Origin of the sequence: Deinococcus koreensis, assembly GCF_002901445.1 — a bacterium.
Lineage (GTDB): Bacteria > Deinococcota > Deinococci > Deinococcales > Deinococcaceae > Deinococcus > Deinococcus koreensis.
Map to the genome: position 1 here is coordinate 2,857,516 of NZ_PPPD01000001.1, position 14,086 is coordinate 2,871,601.

The following is a 14,086-nucleotide window of genomic DNA, read 5'->3' on the forward strand; positions in this document are numbered from 1 at the left end:
GGGCCGTTCATCACCCCTGATTGGCAGGGGGAGTGGGCGGGAAGGCGCCCGGCGCCGACAGGCGGATGATCGGTGTAGACCTGCTTGAGCTGTTTCGGGCGCTGTTCTTAACCGCCCGCGCCAGACTCGCTCCATGCCCATGCTGTCCATCCTGAGTGCCGCGGCGGCGTTGAGCCTCGCCAGCGCGGCCCCCTTTACCCTCCGAACCGGCCAGGGGAAGGACTGGTCGCTGTCCAGCGTGCTGGGCCGCGAACGCCTCCTGATCGTCCGCAACCCGCCCGCCGCGTACCTCGCCGCAATTCGCCGGCAGGACACCGAACTGCAGGTGCGCGACCTGCGCGTGGTGGCCCTGCTGCCCCCCGGCGACGCCCGCCTGAACGGCTCCGGAACCCTGATGCTGACCCTGCTGGCCGACCCCGGCGGCCGGGTGGGCGCCCAGTACGGCCCCGCCGCCCTGATCGGCAAGGATCGGGGCGTCAAGGCGCGTTACCCGGCCCCGCCCCCCCTGACCACCGTCGCCGCGCTGATCGACACCATGCCCATGCGGGCGCAAGAGCGGCGCGAGCGGGGGCGCTGAGTCAGCGCGGGGGGCGAACCAGCAGCGCGGTCGCCGCACTGCCCTCTGCAACACGTTCCCGTTCCACGAAGCCGAGTTTCCCCGCCAGCCGCAGCGACGCCCCGTTCTCCGGACGGATGAGGCAGAAGCTGTCGCCGCCGAGCAGGTTCGCGTCCCGCCACGCCAGCACCGCTGCCATCGCCTCGTGCGCGTAACCTTTCCCATGTGCCCAGGGGAGCAGCACCCAGCCGGCCTCGGGCACGGCGTCCAGTTCCGGGTGCCCACCCAGCAAGTCGCGTTTGAAGTGCCCCAGCCCCACCTCGCCCACGAAGCGGCCGGACGGGCGCTCCTCCAGCACCCAGTACCCGAAGCCCAGTAGCGCCCAGTGCCCCGGATGCCGCAGCAGCCGCGTCCACACGTCCTGGCGGGCCAGGGGTATGCCGGTCGTGTGGCGCGTGACCACAGGATCCTGCCAGAGTTCCACGCAGGCATTGAGGTCGGCGGCGCGGTGCGGGCGCAGGGTCAGGCGGGGGGTGAGGAGGGTAGGGGCAAGCGGAGGAATTATAACCCCTCGAAATACTCGCTATCCATGCGGTGGAGTCGATAAGTTTCGCGAGTTGTTACGCCCACGCCATAGTCGATCATTAGACGAGTTAAAGTGCCTCCGTCAAGAAGGATGATGTTGCCTATTTGAGCAGCTGTTCTCAACGCTCCATCGCTAAATGTTGATGTCGTAATGAACACGCCCTTCGACGCCTTATGGTAAGTTAAACTTCCAGAAAATGTGCGAATTTCCGGGCTATGAACAGTGTTTTGCCATCTTTTCGCCTGCAGATAAATGCGGTCAAGACCAAGAGGATCTTGCTTGATGAGTCCGTCAACACCATTGTCGCCGCTTCGCCCAAGGGCCTGACCCGCGTCCCGTACGGTGCCGCCGTAGCCCATTGCTACCAGCACCTGTACTACCAAACGCTCAAACTGGGTGGGCGTCAGGTCTTGAACCTGTTGCAATAGCTCAGCAGCTAGCGAATCGTTTAACTGAGTATATAGAGTCGCTAGTTGCTCTTCTGGGGACTCACCTTGATCTGAATTCGATGAAGGGGGATTCGGATTGGCCGGGCGGGCTTGCTTCTTGCGATAAGGTGCGCGGAAAGCCAGGAATTCTGGGAACTGATCCAGATCGTCTGACGTTATCCGTGACCCTGCGGTGGTTAATAGTTGGCGTCCACGATCAGTGATTTTGCCATAGCCTCGCTTCGTGCTTTCTAGAGCACCAGCCTTAGATAGGTATGTGATGGCCCAATTGATGCGATTGATGTAGCGAGGTTCGCCCCCACTCGGCACCAGCTCCTCACGATCCGCAGGAGTCAAGTTCAGCAGCACTGCAACGGGCTCTCGTAAGTCCCGCCAGCGAGACTCACGCCCATCTTGCAAGATCTCAAGGACAGGGCGAAAAAATGTTTGGAACTCGGGAACTGCCATGGATTAAGCTAGCTTATTGAGAACGGCACAAGTTCGCACACTTTCAAAAAGCTGGGAGTCCCTCCGATCCGTGTTTCAGAAGTCAGATGCTCAGAAATATCCGTACGGACTTTGGCCGTCATCCATAAGTCGAAGGACTGCCTACCCCCAGCTTGTGTCGCCCCTATCCATCGACCATCACCGACCAAGTATTCTCAATCCGTATATGCGCCCACGCTCGCGCTGCTGACCAGCTTCGCGTACTTCGCCAGCACGCCGCGCTTGTACCTCGGCTCGGGCGCGACCCACGCGGCGCGGCGGCGCTCGATCTCGGCCTCGTCGACGTGCAGGGTCAGGTTCAGCGTCTCGGCGTTCAGCTCGATGGTGTCGCCCTCCTGCACCAGGGCGATGGTGCCGCCCACGTAGGCCTCGGGCGCCACATGCCCCACGACCAGCCCGAAGGTGCCGCCTGAGAAGCGCCCGTCGGTGATCAGGCCCACGGAGTCGCCCAGGCCCTTGCCGATGATCGCGGAGGTGGGGGAGAGCATTTCCCTCATCCCTGGCCCCCCTTTCGGTCCCTCGTAGCGGATCACCAGCACGTCGCCGGCCCGGATCTGATCGGCCATGATGGCGTGCATACACTCCTCTTCGGAGTCGAACACGCGCGCCGGGCCGGTGATCTTGATGCTCTTCAGGCCGCTGATCTTGGCCACCGACCCCTCGGTCGCGAGGTTGCCGCGCAGAATGGCGAGGTGGCCCTCGGCGTAGATGGGCTGCTCGAAGGGCCGGATCACGTCCTGGCCGGCGTCGGGGGTGTCTTTTTCGTCGGTCAGATTCTCCGCGATGGTCTTGCCGGTCACGGTCAGGCAGTCGCCGTGCAGCAGACCCGCCTTCAGCAGCATCTTCATCACGCGCGGAATGCCACCGACCTCGTGCAGATCGGTCGCCACGTACTGCCCGCTGGGCTTGAGGTCGCAGAAGACCGGCGTGGCCTCGCGGATACGCTCGAAGTCGGCCAGCGTCAGGTCGATGTCGCAGGCGTGCGCGATCGCCATCAGGTGCAGCACGGCGTTGGTGGAGCCGCCCACCGCCATGATCACGGTGATGGCGTTCTCGAAGGCCTTCTTGGTCAGGATGTCCAGCGGGCGGATGTCCTGCTCGATGAGTTTCAGCAGCGCGCGGGCGGAGTCGGCGGAGCTGACGGCCTTCTCGGCGTCCACGGCGCTCATGGTGCTGGAAAAGGGCAGGCTCATGCCCATGGCCTCGAAGGCGCTGGACATGGTGTTGGCGGTGTACATGCCGCCGCACGAGCCGTTGCCGGGGCAGGCGCGCTTCTCGATCTCGGTGAAGTCCTCGCGGCTGATCTTGCCGGCGCCGAACGCCCCCACCGCCTCGAACACGCTCACGATGGTCAGGTCACGGCCGTCGTAATGACCGGGCTTGATGGTGCCGCCGTACACGAAGATTGCCGGAATGTTCAGCCGCGCGATGCCGATCATGGCGCCGGGCATGTTCTTGTCGCAGCCGCCGACCACGATCACGCCGTCGTGGCTCTGGCCGCGCGAGACCGTCTCGATGGAGTCCGCGATGACCTCCCGGCTGACCAGCGAGCACTTCATGCCCTCGGTGCCCATGGAGATGCCGTCCGACACGGTGATCGTGCCGTAGACCTGCGGCATCCCGCCGCCCTCCCGGATGGCCCCGGTGATGTGATCGGCCAGCTCGCCCAGCCCGTTGTTGCAGGGCGTGATGTTGCTCTGCGCGTGCGCCACGCCGATGATCGGCTTCTCGAAATCGCCGTCCTCGAAGCCCACGGCGCGCAGCATGGCGCGGTTCGGCGCGCGCTCGTCGCCCTGGGTGACGTGGTGGCTGTTCCAGTTCAGTCGGGTCTGCGGTGGGGTTTTGGGGGCCGTGTCGGTCATGCTTTACCCTACGCCCACACCGGCTCATATCGGGCGCAGAGGCACAGACAGGCTGGGGGCGGCCGACTAGCCTGCCCCCATGAGCTCCCCGCCCCGCCTGCTGTTCGTCTACAACGCGGACGCCGGTCTCCTGAACGGCCTGAAGGACATCTGGCACAAGGTGGTCAGCCCCGAGACCTATCCCTGCTCGCTGTGCGGGGTGACCTACGGCCCGCTGGGCATGAAGCGCGAATGGAAGGAGTTCGTGCGTGGCCTGGGCCGTGAGGTGAAGTTCCTGCACCGCGACGAACTGCGCGCCCAGTACGGCGTGCAGGGGGTGGCCCTGCCCGCCGTCTTCGAGGTGCAGGGCCAGGGGAAGCCGGCGCTGTGGCTCCCGGCCGAGGAGATCGACCGCGCTCGCAGCCTCGATGACCTGATCGCCCTCGTGCGGCGCGCCCAGCAGGCCGGGCGCCCGGAGCGCGCCGCCTGAGCGGCCGCTCGCCCTAGCCCAGGTTCAGGCCCACGTCGAAGGTGCCCCGGTACCCCCTGCCGGGCTCGCCCGTGATCTTGAGCAGAAGCTGGTTGCCCCCGTTGCGGTAGAGGCCGTCCCGCGCGTTGGGCGTGTCGGCCACCGGGCCCTTCTGGCGGTAGGGCGCCTGGGCGAACACGGCCGCGTTCACGCTTTCCGGAAAGAACAGCTGCGAGGTGAACTCGCCGGTGGCCTGGCCCGAGGCGTCCAGCGTCCGCAGCTTGAAGTGGATATGCACCGCGCGCCCCGGATACCAGCCGGGGTAGATGGTCGTGAAGCGGGCCCGGCCTGCCGCGTCCGTGACCTGTGCACCGCGCAGGAAGTCGCCGGTATTGCCCTGCACGCCGGAGTAGACCCCCAGCGCGTCGCAGTGCCAGACGTCGATCAGCACGCCTTCGCGGGGGGTGCAGCCACCGACCGCGACCCGGCTCACCACGAAATCCAGGGTCAGGGGAACGCCGGCACTCCGGGTTCCCGTCTTCGAATCCCCGCGGATATCCGAGCGGCGCGGCTCGCTCTCCACGAAATACGGCCCCTCGCTCAGGGCAGGGCGCACCACGCAGCCCGGCAGCCCGGAGGCGCCGCCGGTGCCCGCCCCCGTGCCCCCTGCGCCCGTGCTGCCCGCCCGCTGGGCCAGCACCCCTCCCGCTGCCAGGGACAGCGCGCCGCCGCCCAGCCCCAGCAGCCGCAGGGCGGCCCTCCGGCTGAGCAGCGTACCGATGGTCTCATCGTCGTCGTTGTCGTCCAGATGCGGAGCGGGGTGGGGGTCGCGCGTCATGGTGGGCCTCCGGGAACGGTGCGAGAAGGTGCTCGGTGAGGTGCCGGACTTCACAGTTCGTGCAGGGAGCATGGGGGTTCCGGGTCAACGCGGGGTGAGAGCCCCCACTCTGCTCTGCTCCGGCTTGAAGGGCAACAGGGCAAAGGGCAACGGGGGACGCGGCCCTGGCGCCGTCCCCCGTTGCCCCGGAATCCTGGCTCCGGCTTACTTCTTCTCGGGAGCCGGAACCACGGTCACGGCCTCGGGGAAGGACTGGGTGTTCAGCTTGGCGATCTGGGTGTTCAGGTACTTCTGCGCGGCCTCGCGGCCGAGCTGCTCGCGGATCAGGGGCGCGGCCTCGGTCAGCGGGGCGGTGCCGGCCTCGGTGCGCTTGCCGACCAGCAGCACGTGCCAGCCGAACTGCGACTGGACGGTCTGCACCTTGTTCAGCGGGCCGGTGAAGCTGGCCTTGTCGAAGCTCTCGACCATCTGGCCCTTGCCGAAGCAGCCCAGGTCGCCGCCCTGCGGGGCGCTGCCGGGATCCTGACTCTTCTCGGCGGCCAGCTTGGCGAAGTCGCCGCCGCCTTCGAGCTGCTTGGCGATGGCCTGCGCGTCGGCCTGCTTGGGCACCAGGATGTGCTTGACGCAGGCCTGGGCCTCGCGGGTGAACCTGGGGCGGTTCAGGCTGTAGTAGCTGGCGACCAGGGCGTCCCCGAACTTGAAGCGGCCCTGGATGCCCTCCAGGAACTTGCCGACCACGGCCTGCCGCTCCAGCTCGGTGCGCAGGTCGGCGCTGTCGGCGTAGCCGGTGCCCTGCAGGGCGTCCTGGAACTCCTCGTCGCTCTCGAAGTCGGCGCGGGCGGTTTCCAGCTGCTTGTCCAGCTCGGCCGTATCGACCGTGTTGTTCACGCGCGCGAGCTGGTAGATGGCCCGGTCGCGCAGGAACTGCTTGAGGAACTCGGGCCGGGCGCTGGCGAACTCGGCCAGGAAGCTGTCCTCGAAGGGCACGCCCTGCGAGTTCACGACCCGCGCGGCGGCCAGCCGGAAGGCGCGCTCGAACTCGCCCAGCGTGACCTTCTCGGCGCCGATCTGGCCCACCAGCGTGTTCGGATCGGCGGCGGGCGTGGCCGGGGCCGCCGCCGGCGCCGGGGCGGCCGGGGTGGCGGCGGGGGCGGGCGTGGCTGGAGTGGGAGCCGGCGCCGTCTGGGCAGAGGCAACGCCGCCCAGCAGGGCGATAGTCAGCAGGAATTGTCTCACGCCGAGTACTGTACCGCCTGCCGGTGGGGCCAGATTGAGGGCGAAGTGAACATCCTGGGAGGGCTGCTACAATCCCCACCGTGCGCCTGACCCTCCTCGAAACCAGCGATCCGCGCGTCTATGACGATGTGGTTGCCCGCCTGCCGCTGACCAGTGCCCTGCAGGGCTGGGGCTACGGTGAGGCCCGGCGTGCCCTGGGGCAGCTTCCCCAGCGCTACCTGATCCAGGAAGGAAGCAAGACCGTGGGCGCGGTGCAGCTGCTCCGGAAGAAACTGGTGCCGGGGCTGAGCACCCTGTACGCCCCGCGCGGCCCGGCGCTGGAGAGTCTGGATCTGCTGCCCGACTTCGCCCAGGCGGTGAGGAAGGTCGCCCGACCCGGCGACGCCATCCTGAAGATCGAGCCGCCCAGCCCGGTGCCCGCCGACGATTCCACTCCCATCCCCGAGAGTTACGGCGAGTTCCGGCGCGCCGAGACCGAGCAGCCCGAGCACACCATCGTGGCCGACCTGCGGGGCAGTGAGGACGAGCTGTTCGCCGGCCTGCACTCCATGGCCCGCCGCAACGTGCGCGCCGCGCAGAAGCTGGGCGTGGTCGCCGGGCGCGACGACGATTTCGACGCCTTCTGGGAGATCTTCACCGCCACCAACGAGCGCGCCAAACTGGGCGCCTTTCCCCGCAAGTACTACGAGACCATGCTGCGCGAGGCCAATGCCCACGGCGGCGAGGCGTACCTCGTGCTCTCGCGCTACCAGGGCCGGGCGCTGGCGGGCGGCTTTTTCGTGGGCATGGGCAAGGGCACGTCCTACCTCTTCGGCGGCTCCGTGCGCGACGACCGCACCGACGAGGCCGGGCAGCCCCTCAAGGACTCCAAGGCCCCCGACGCCTTCTACTGGAACGCCATGCTGGACGCCAAACGGCGCGGCTACGAGCTGTTCGACTTCTGGGGCATCCCGCGCACCCTGGACGAGGAGAAGCACTCCTACGGCGTGTTCAAGATGAAACTGAAGTTCAGCGAGCAGCGCGTGTGGTATCCCGCTTACGACCTGAACCTGAACCCGGCCGCGCCCGCCATCGTGAAGGTGCTGCGCTGGCGCAAGACGCGCAACAACCTCCGCAAGCGCGGCAACGCCGACGACGTGCTGTAGAGCGCCGTGCCGCAGGGGATCCCCTGCAAAAAACCGCGCCCAGCAGCTGCTCCGGGCGCGGTTCTTTGCAGGCGTCTCGAGGCGGGGGTTACGCCGGCACCAGCACCAGCGCGCTGCGGGCGGGCAGTTCCAGTGCCTGCATGGCCTCCAGATCGAAGGTCTCTCCGGTGATTGCGTCGCGGTAGACGCCGGAGGGTGCGCCGGAGAGGGGCAGGCGGGCGCAGCTGCGGGCCGTGTTGAAGGCCACGAGGGCGGTGCCGGAGTCGTGCTCGCGCAGATACACGAGCCCTTCACCCTGGGCGTGCAGCACGCGGAACTCGCCGCGCCGCAGAGCGGGCGTGGCGTGACGGGCGGCGGTCAGGGTGCGGGTCAGGGCCAGGGTCTGCCCATCCCAGTCCGCCTCGTTCCAGGGGAAGGCGCGGCGGCAGTCGGGGTCGGGGCCACCACTCAGGCCGATCTCGTCTCCGTAGTAGATGCAGGGCGCGCCCACGGAGGTCATCAGGAAGGTCAGGGCCAGGCGGTAGGCGCCGCTGTCACCGCCCACGGCGGTCAGGTAACGCGCGGTGTCGTGCGAGTCGAGCAGGTTCAGCTGGGCGCGCACGATGTCCGGGTGGTACATCCGGTTGACTTCGGTCATGCGGCGCGCGAAGGCGGCGGCGTCCATGGGCTCGACCCGCCCGGTGCCCGAGCGCTCGTTCATGGGGTGATCGAGGGTATGGGCGCCGAAGAAGGCCAGACAGGGCCGCGTGAAGTGGTAGTTCATCACGGCGTCGAACTGGTCGCCCTGCAGCCAGCGGTGCGCGTCGCCCCAGATCTCGCCCACGATGTAGGCCTCGGGGTTGATGGCCTTCACGCGCCGGCGGAACTCCTGCCAGAAGGAGTCGTCGTCGATCTCGTTGGGCACGTCCAGCCGCCAGCCGTCGATCCCGAAACGCATCCAGTGCTCGGCCACGCTCCAGAGGAACTCGCGCACGGCGGGATTGGCTGTATTGAACTTGGGCAGGGCGCGGTTGCCCCACCACGCGGCGTAATTGGCGGGGCGGTCATCCTGGTAGGGGTGCAGCGGCCAGGCATCGACGTGGAACCAGTCGCGGTAGGCGCTGCCCTCGCCCTGCTCCAGCAGGTCGTTGAACTGGAAAAAGCCCCGGCTGGAGTGGTTGAACACGCCGTCCAGCACCACCCTGATCCCGCGCGCATGGGCCTGGTCGATCAGCCAGCGCAGCGCCTCGTTGCCGCCCAGCATGGGATCGACCTGGGTGTAGTCGTGGGTGTGGTAGCGGTGGTTGCTGGCCGACTGGAACACCGGGCAGAAGTAGATGGCATTCACGCCCAGGCTGGCGATGTGATCGAGCTTCTCGGCCACGCCCCAGAGGTCGCCGCCCATATAGCCGTTGATGGTCGGCGTGTCGCCCCAGGCCTGCAGGCTGAGGCCCGTCACGCGGCCGCTGCGGGCGAAGCGGTCGGGGAAGATCTGGTAGAAAACGGCGTCCTGCACCCAGTCGGGCGTGACCGGGCGGGTGTCCTGGGAGCGGGAGGGCGTGGGCGTCATCGCGCGGCAGCATACCCGCTGCGGCGTTGCAGTGAACTTACTGAATGCTCCAGTCCTTCAGGAAAGCCCGTGCCCCCTCCGCGTCCGCGACCTCGCCCAGCGCGGCGGCTTCGGCCAGCGCCCGCAGCGCTTCCCCCACACGCGGGCCGGGGGCGAGGCCCAGCAGCGCCATGACCTCCTCGCCTCTCAGCAGGGGCTTCTCGGCGGCGGGCTGTTCCTCCAGCGCCTCCAGCACGCGGTTCATGGCCCGCGCGTAGGCGTGGCGGGTGGCCGGGGAGCTGCTCGGCCCACGCGCCGCCTCGCGGTCGGCCAGCATGACGCTCAGGAGTTCAGGCAGCAGCGCCCGGCGCCGGTGGGCGAAGCGCCGGGCCTCGCGCTCGGTGGCCGGCAGTTGGATCATGTGCGCGCCCACCAGCGCGGCCGCGAACTGCACGTCGTCGCCGGGGAGCCGCAGGCGGCTCAGGATCTGGCCGGTCAGGGCGGCGCCCACCTTGTCGTGGCCGTAGAAGGAGGCGCGGCCGGTCTGGGGGTCGCGGGCCAGGGTGCGCGGCTTGCCCACGTCGTGCAGCAGCGCGGCCCAGCGCAGGGGCAGGGGCGCATCCGGCACGCGGCTGAGCAGCTGGTGCAGCGCCTCGACGCCGTGGTGGAACACGTCCAGATGGTGAAAGCCGCCCTGCGTGAGCCCCAGCCCCTCGCGCAGTTCGGGCACGCTCAGCGCCAGCAGCCTCAGCGCTTCAAGCCGCAGGATGCCGCGCGCCGCCTCCGGGTGAGCCAGCAGGGCGTGCAGTTCGTCCCGCACGCGCTCCAGGGCGGGCATGGGCAGCACACCAGCCTTCAGGTCGGCGGCCACCCGCTTTACGGCTGCCTCCGTGTCCGGCACCATCCGCAGCCCCAGCGTGACCTCGAAGCGTGCCGCCCGCCACGCCCGCAGCGGGTCGCCCTGCAGGTTCGCCTCCGAGACCATCCGCAGCCGCCGCGCCTTCAGGTCGGCCTGCCCGCCCGTGGGGTCGAGCACCTTCCGGTCGGCAGTCAGGGCCAGGGCATTCACGGTAAAGTCGCGCCGGGTCAGGTCGGCGCTCACGTCGGGCGGCAGGGGCACGAAGTCGTGCTGCACGCCGCCGGGGGCATGAACGCGCCAGTACCCGCGTTCCTCGTCCAGCGGGAACACCGAGCCGCCCGATGCGTCGGCCAGGGCCCGCGCCGCGCCTGCCGGGTCGGGCACCGCCCAGTCGAAGTCCTTGGCCTCCACGCCGCGCAGCCAGTCACGGGCCGCGCCGCCCACCAGCATTCCCCCCGGTGGGAACGGAGGGAGCGCGGGGCGGCGGCGGAACATGGGGCCATGCTAGCGGCCCCATACGGGGGCATTGGGCCTGCGCCTTGTCAGCGGCGCCCACCTCTGCTACAGTGCGCGGCGCTGAGGGGGCTTAGCTCAGCGGGAGAGCATCCGCTTTGCAAGCGGAGGGTCTGGGGTTCGAATCCCCAAGCCTCCACCAGAAGAAACACCGCCAGGAGCGGTGTTTTCTGTTTTCTAGATTATTTGACCTGCGCTCTCTTTTGGCTTCGTGACTAACGCGCGACTAACCGGCCCATGTAGGCTGGCCGGAAGCATCAGTTGAAGTCTGAAGGTGGGAAGCGGTAGCAGGTGTGCTTGGTAATCTTATCTGACCTTGGATCGTAAAACACATCCAGGCGGTAAGTGTTGTGGCTGTCGCGTAAATACGTGAAGTTTAATCGAATTATCCATACGTTTAGGGAATCAACCGCCATCTGCCTTACCCCTTCGAAGCCAGGAAGGCGAATGTATTTTCGCGTTTCGCCAGCTTGAAAAAACGCATTTGGAGTTACGTCGATACCAAGGTCTTGGGGTATAGACAGAAAAGGTCGCGGCTCGGAGTCGGTCGGCGCATCAAGCATCTGCCAACTATCTATAATTATAGGGGCAGCACTTGAATTACTTAAATGAACTTCGAACATAGCGGCGTTTGTCTTGACAAGGAATGGGCTTATATGTGGCCGCTCAGCGGATCGGATGGTTTCAACAGCAAGCGCAGTTGTACGCTCCGAATGAGCCACTGCCGCTTGGCTGGCGTCAGCTTGGCGTCGCGTTAACGCTAGGGCCTCTCTAGCAACCCGAACAGCCCAGATCGCGCCGGCACCGGCTGCAATGCTGCCAAGCGCTGAGAGTGCTGACCAGAAGAGGGGCTAGTGCGAGGGTTCCACACCTTGATTCTGATGGATGTCAAAGGTAAAGAATGCCGGATGTGGTGGTTTACCGCATCAGTTCATTACCCTGAACCGCGCCTTGACCAGCTCACTCAGATTCCAACCCGCGCCTTATGCGCGCTCCCGTTCACTGTTCGGATGCGCACTTCCAGCAGTGTCAGGTTTATGCCTGCCCAGCCATGATCCCCACGCCTCAACCCCCTCTTCACAAAGCGAGAAGGCGCACCGAACGATTCCCAACCATTTGGCACCGTGCGGCATGGCGAAGAAATCAGCGGTCGATCTGAGCATTCCCGAGCAGGTGCAGGAGAACGCGCAGCGGGGGCTCAGGCTCCGGGAGGAGCACGGCTTCGGCGGTACGAAGGTGGGCGAGGCCACCGCGAAGTTACTTTCGGGGGGCGGCAGCGTCAGCGCCCGCAAGGTGCGGCACATCTCGCGCTACTTCCCGCGCCATGCCGGCGACAATCTCGACCAGACCGGCAAGTCGGGGAAGCCCTCGCGCGGCTATATCGCGTGGCTGCTGTGGGGCGGCGACGCCGGACGAACCTGGAGCGAGAAGGCCGTGAAGGCGCTGGACGCCGAGGCTGGCGAGAAGTAGCGGCTACGGTTTGGGGAAACGGTCGAGCCTGAACAGGGCGTCCACTTCGTAAGGCGCCAGGGCGCGGCCATAGAAGCGGATGTCGTCGAAGGCGCCGGAGAAGGGCAGGTCGCCCGCGCCGCTGGTCGTGCCGCCCCCCGCCTCGGCCACCGTCCAGAGATTGTCCGTGGAGAAGTTGAAGGTGCCTCCATTCACGGTGCCCAGCCTCTGCCCGTTGCGATAGAAGGTCAGGGCGGTGCCACTGCCCGACGCGGTCACCACGGCGGCGTAGTGCGTCCACTGGCCTCCCGCCAGTGCCTGCGGATCGGTGATCTTCAGATCGCCGCCGCCCGTGCCGGCCCCGGCCAGCGCGAAGCTCACCTTCCCGGCGGCCCCGCTGCGCCCGTGCGCCGAGCCCACGTAGGCCAGCGCGGCGTCGCCCTTCTGCCCCACCAGCCAGGCGTTCTGGCCGACCTTGGCGGCGTCGGGCCTGATCCAGAAGTTCAGGGAAAAGGGCACGCGCAGGGCGAGGTTGCCGGTGGTCATGCCGCCCGCGACCTGGGCACCACACGCCGCGCTACCGGAACTGTTGAACACGGTGGCGCGGTTCGCCAGGGAGTAGCGGTCGGGCGCCCCCGCCGTGCAGCCGCTCCCCGCGAAGGTGCCGCTCAGCTTGTTGCCGCTCAGGTCGGCGCCGGAGTTGTCGAGCACGAAATGCGCCCGCGAGCCGTCCTGAAAGCGTGTGACGGCGTAGGTCTGCGGGAGGGTGGTGCTGCGGCCCCCCGCGTCGGTGGCCGTGACCTTCACCGTGAAGGTGCCGCCCGCCGCGTAGTCGTGGCTGGCGGCGTAGCTGCCGGAGGTCAGCGCCGGGGCCGCGCTGGGCGTGCCGTCGCCCCAGTCCACCGACACGCCTTTCAGGTCGCCGTCCGGGTCGCTGACACTGCCCGTCAGGATCAGGCGTTCAGGGGTACCGGATACGCCCACGGTGGGGGTCGGGGTGGTCAGCACGGGGGCCCCCGGCTGCGGGGCGCCGCCGACGGTCGCCTGAACCTCGAGCGTGTACGGACTCTCGCCAGCAGCGGTGCTGACCTTCAGGCGGTAGACGTAGGCACCTGGGTTCGGCACCGTGTCGGTGGTCGTGGTGGCCGAGCCGTCCAGGGTTCTGACCAGCGAGAAGGCGGCGCTTCCAGATTTCCGCTCCAGCACGTAGCTGAGCGCGCCGCCCACCGGGCTCCAGCTCAACGTGACGCCAGTCGCGCTGATCGACACGACATTGAAGTCTGCCGGGGCGGCCGGCAGGGTGGGGGCCGGCGTGGGGGCCGAGCAGCCGATCAGCAGGCACACGCTCAGGCCGGCCGTCAGCCGCAGGGGGCCCGAGCCCGGCAGGGGGGAACGGCGAAGGGAAGAAGAGAGGACACGGCTCAGCAGGCGACGGTTCATGGATTCCCCCGGGAGGAGACGAGAGACGTCCGCAGGCCAGGAACAGGGCAGGCCACAGGACGGGGCGGAAGGCGGAGAGCATGCACAGGAGGACGGCGAGAGGGCTTCACGCTACCGCCTGCTCCCGCCCCTGGGTAGTGCCGTGATGTTCATGCTCGACGACCCTGCCCCGACTCCCCGGACGCCTCCCGCAGGAGCCCTGAATCGTGCCCCGCCATTCGTGACAAGTCGCAACCGAGGGGCTACTATTCTGTTATGAGCGAAATCCATCTCGCCCCTCTGCTCCTGATCCATGTGCCCGCTGGCCATGAGATCGACCCGCAGGCCCTGGAGGATCTCAAGGCCCACGCCAGCGCGCAGTACGGCGCCTCGGTACTGATCAACCCGCGCCAGACGCCCCTCGCCAGCAGCCGGCCGGTGATCCTGGGCCACTGGGGCCACACCCTGCCCGCCCAGGTGATGGCCGATCTGGAGCCGCGCATCGAGCGGGTGTTCTTCAACCTCGACTGGCTCGCAGACGTCATTTGAGTGGATCGGCAGCCCCCTCCAGGCACGACGGGCTGGAGGTAGGTGTGGGCGGTCTGGACGCCAGCTCAGGGCCGGCCGGGCTGTTCGGTTGCGCGGGACGGTGACTCAGGGAACAATGTGCCCCTCATGACGAGCCCCTGAACTGTCGGGTCTACTGTGGGCC

The 14,086-nt window shown here is 67.7% G+C and carries 14 protein-coding genes and 1 tRNA gene; 6 read left to right on the forward strand and 9 right to left on the reverse strand.

The genetic code is table 11. From position 1 onward, the window contains the following. Positions 1-133: 133 nt before the first annotated feature. Entirely contained in the window at positions 134-577 is a 444-nt protein-coding gene (locus CVO96_RS13615; protein ID WP_103312692.1) for a DUF4174 domain-containing protein, read from the forward strand. A 1-nt stretch (position 578) separates the two neighbouring features. On the opposite strand, the gene CVO96_RS13620 is transcribed toward CVO96_RS13615, so the two are convergent. The 3 genes from CVO96_RS13620 to ilvD form a co-directional block, all read right to left on the reverse strand. Next, positions 579-1,121: a GNAT family N-acetyltransferase gene (locus CVO96_RS13620; protein WP_207795350.1), complete on the reverse strand. Its 543-nt coding sequence runs from the start codon at positions 1,119-1,121 to the stop codon at positions 579-581. Then, positions 1,118-2,038: a restriction endonuclease gene (locus tag CVO96_RS13625; RefSeq protein WP_103312694.1), complete on the reverse strand. Its 921-nt coding sequence runs from the start codon at positions 2,036-2,038 to the stop codon at positions 1,118-1,120. The genes CVO96_RS13620 and CVO96_RS13625 overlap by 4 nt, the downstream gene beginning before the upstream one ends. 194 nt (positions 2,039-2,232) lie before the next feature. Then, the gene (ilvD, locus tag CVO96_RS13630) at positions 2,233-3,939 is read right to left on the reverse strand and encodes a dihydroxy-acid dehydratase (protein ID WP_103312695.1); all 1,707 of its coding nucleotides are present in this window, start codon (positions 3,937-3,939) and stop codon (positions 2,233-2,235) included. Positions 3,940-4,018: 79 nt separating this feature from the next. Here ilvD and CVO96_RS13635 point away from each other — a divergent pair, with 79 nt between their 5' ends. Then, positions 4,019-4,408: a hypothetical protein gene (locus CVO96_RS13635; RefSeq protein ID WP_103312696.1), complete on the forward strand. Its 390-nt coding sequence runs from the start codon at positions 4,019-4,021 to the stop codon at positions 4,406-4,408. A 13-nt stretch (positions 4,409-4,421) separates the two neighbouring features. On the opposite strand, the gene CVO96_RS13640 is transcribed toward CVO96_RS13635, so the two are convergent. Together CVO96_RS13640 and CVO96_RS13645 are read right to left on the reverse strand one after the other, a co-directional pair. After that, positions 4,422-5,225, reverse strand: a complete 804-nt coding sequence (locus tag CVO96_RS13640) for an intradiol ring-cleavage dioxygenase (RefSeq protein WP_103312697.1) — start codon at positions 5,223-5,225, stop codon at positions 4,422-4,424. 204 nt (positions 5,226-5,429) lie between these two features. Continuing rightward, positions 5,430-6,461, reverse strand: coding sequence for a peptidylprolyl isomerase (locus CVO96_RS13645; RefSeq protein WP_103312698.1), 1,032 nt, complete (start codon positions 6,459-6,461; stop codon positions 5,430-5,432). Between the two features lie 80 nt (positions 6,462-6,541). Between CVO96_RS13645 and CVO96_RS13650 the strand changes: the two genes are divergently transcribed. Continuing rightward, on the forward strand, positions 6,542-7,606 hold the full coding sequence (locus tag CVO96_RS13650; RefSeq protein WP_103312699.1) for a lipid II:glycine glycyltransferase FemX: 1,065 nt from the start codon (positions 6,542-6,544) through the stop codon (positions 7,604-7,606). Between the two features lie 88 nt (positions 7,607-7,694). On the opposite strand, the gene CVO96_RS13655 is transcribed toward CVO96_RS13650, so the two are convergent. Further along, positions 7,695-9,155: a glycoside hydrolase family 13 protein gene (locus CVO96_RS13655; protein WP_103312700.1), complete on the reverse strand. Its 1,461-nt coding sequence runs from the start codon at positions 9,153-9,155 to the stop codon at positions 7,695-7,697. Positions 9,156-9,192: 37 nt separating this feature from the next. Then, entirely contained in the window at positions 9,193-10,488 is a 1,296-nt protein-coding gene (locus CVO96_RS13660; protein WP_103312701.1) for an HD domain-containing protein, read from the reverse strand. A gap of 85 nt (positions 10,489-10,573) precedes the next feature. Between CVO96_RS13660 and CVO96_RS13665 the strand changes: the two genes are divergently transcribed. Continuing rightward, positions 10,574-10,648 (forward strand) — tRNA-Ala (locus CVO96_RS13665). 115 nt (positions 10,649-10,763) lie between these two features. Here CVO96_RS13665 and CVO96_RS20775 read toward each other — a convergent pair. Further along, positions 10,764-11,069: a hypothetical protein gene (locus tag CVO96_RS20775; protein ID WP_133161799.1), complete on the reverse strand. Its 306-nt coding sequence runs from the start codon at positions 11,067-11,069 to the stop codon at positions 10,764-10,766. Between the two features lie 568 nt (positions 11,070-11,637). Between CVO96_RS20775 and CVO96_RS13670 the strand changes: the two genes are divergently transcribed. After that, entirely contained in the window at positions 11,638-11,976 is a 339-nt protein-coding gene (locus tag CVO96_RS13670; RefSeq protein WP_103312702.1) for a DNA-binding protein, read from the forward strand. Positions 11,977-11,979: 3 nt separating this feature from the next. Here CVO96_RS13670 and CVO96_RS13675 read toward each other — a convergent pair whose 3' ends face one another. Next, the gene (locus CVO96_RS13675; protein WP_103312703.1) at positions 11,980-13,395 is read right to left on the reverse strand and encodes a LamG-like jellyroll fold domain-containing protein; all 1,416 of its coding nucleotides are present in this window, start codon (positions 13,393-13,395) and stop codon (positions 11,980-11,982) included. 255 nt (positions 13,396-13,650) lie between these two features. On the opposite strand from CVO96_RS13675, the gene CVO96_RS13680 reads away from it, so the two are divergent. Continuing rightward, a complete protein-coding gene (locus CVO96_RS13680; RefSeq protein ID WP_103312704.1) occupies positions 13,651-13,923 on the forward strand; it encodes a hypothetical protein in 273 nt (90 codons plus the stop codon). The last annotated feature ends 163 nt before the right edge of the window (positions 13,924-14,086 follow it).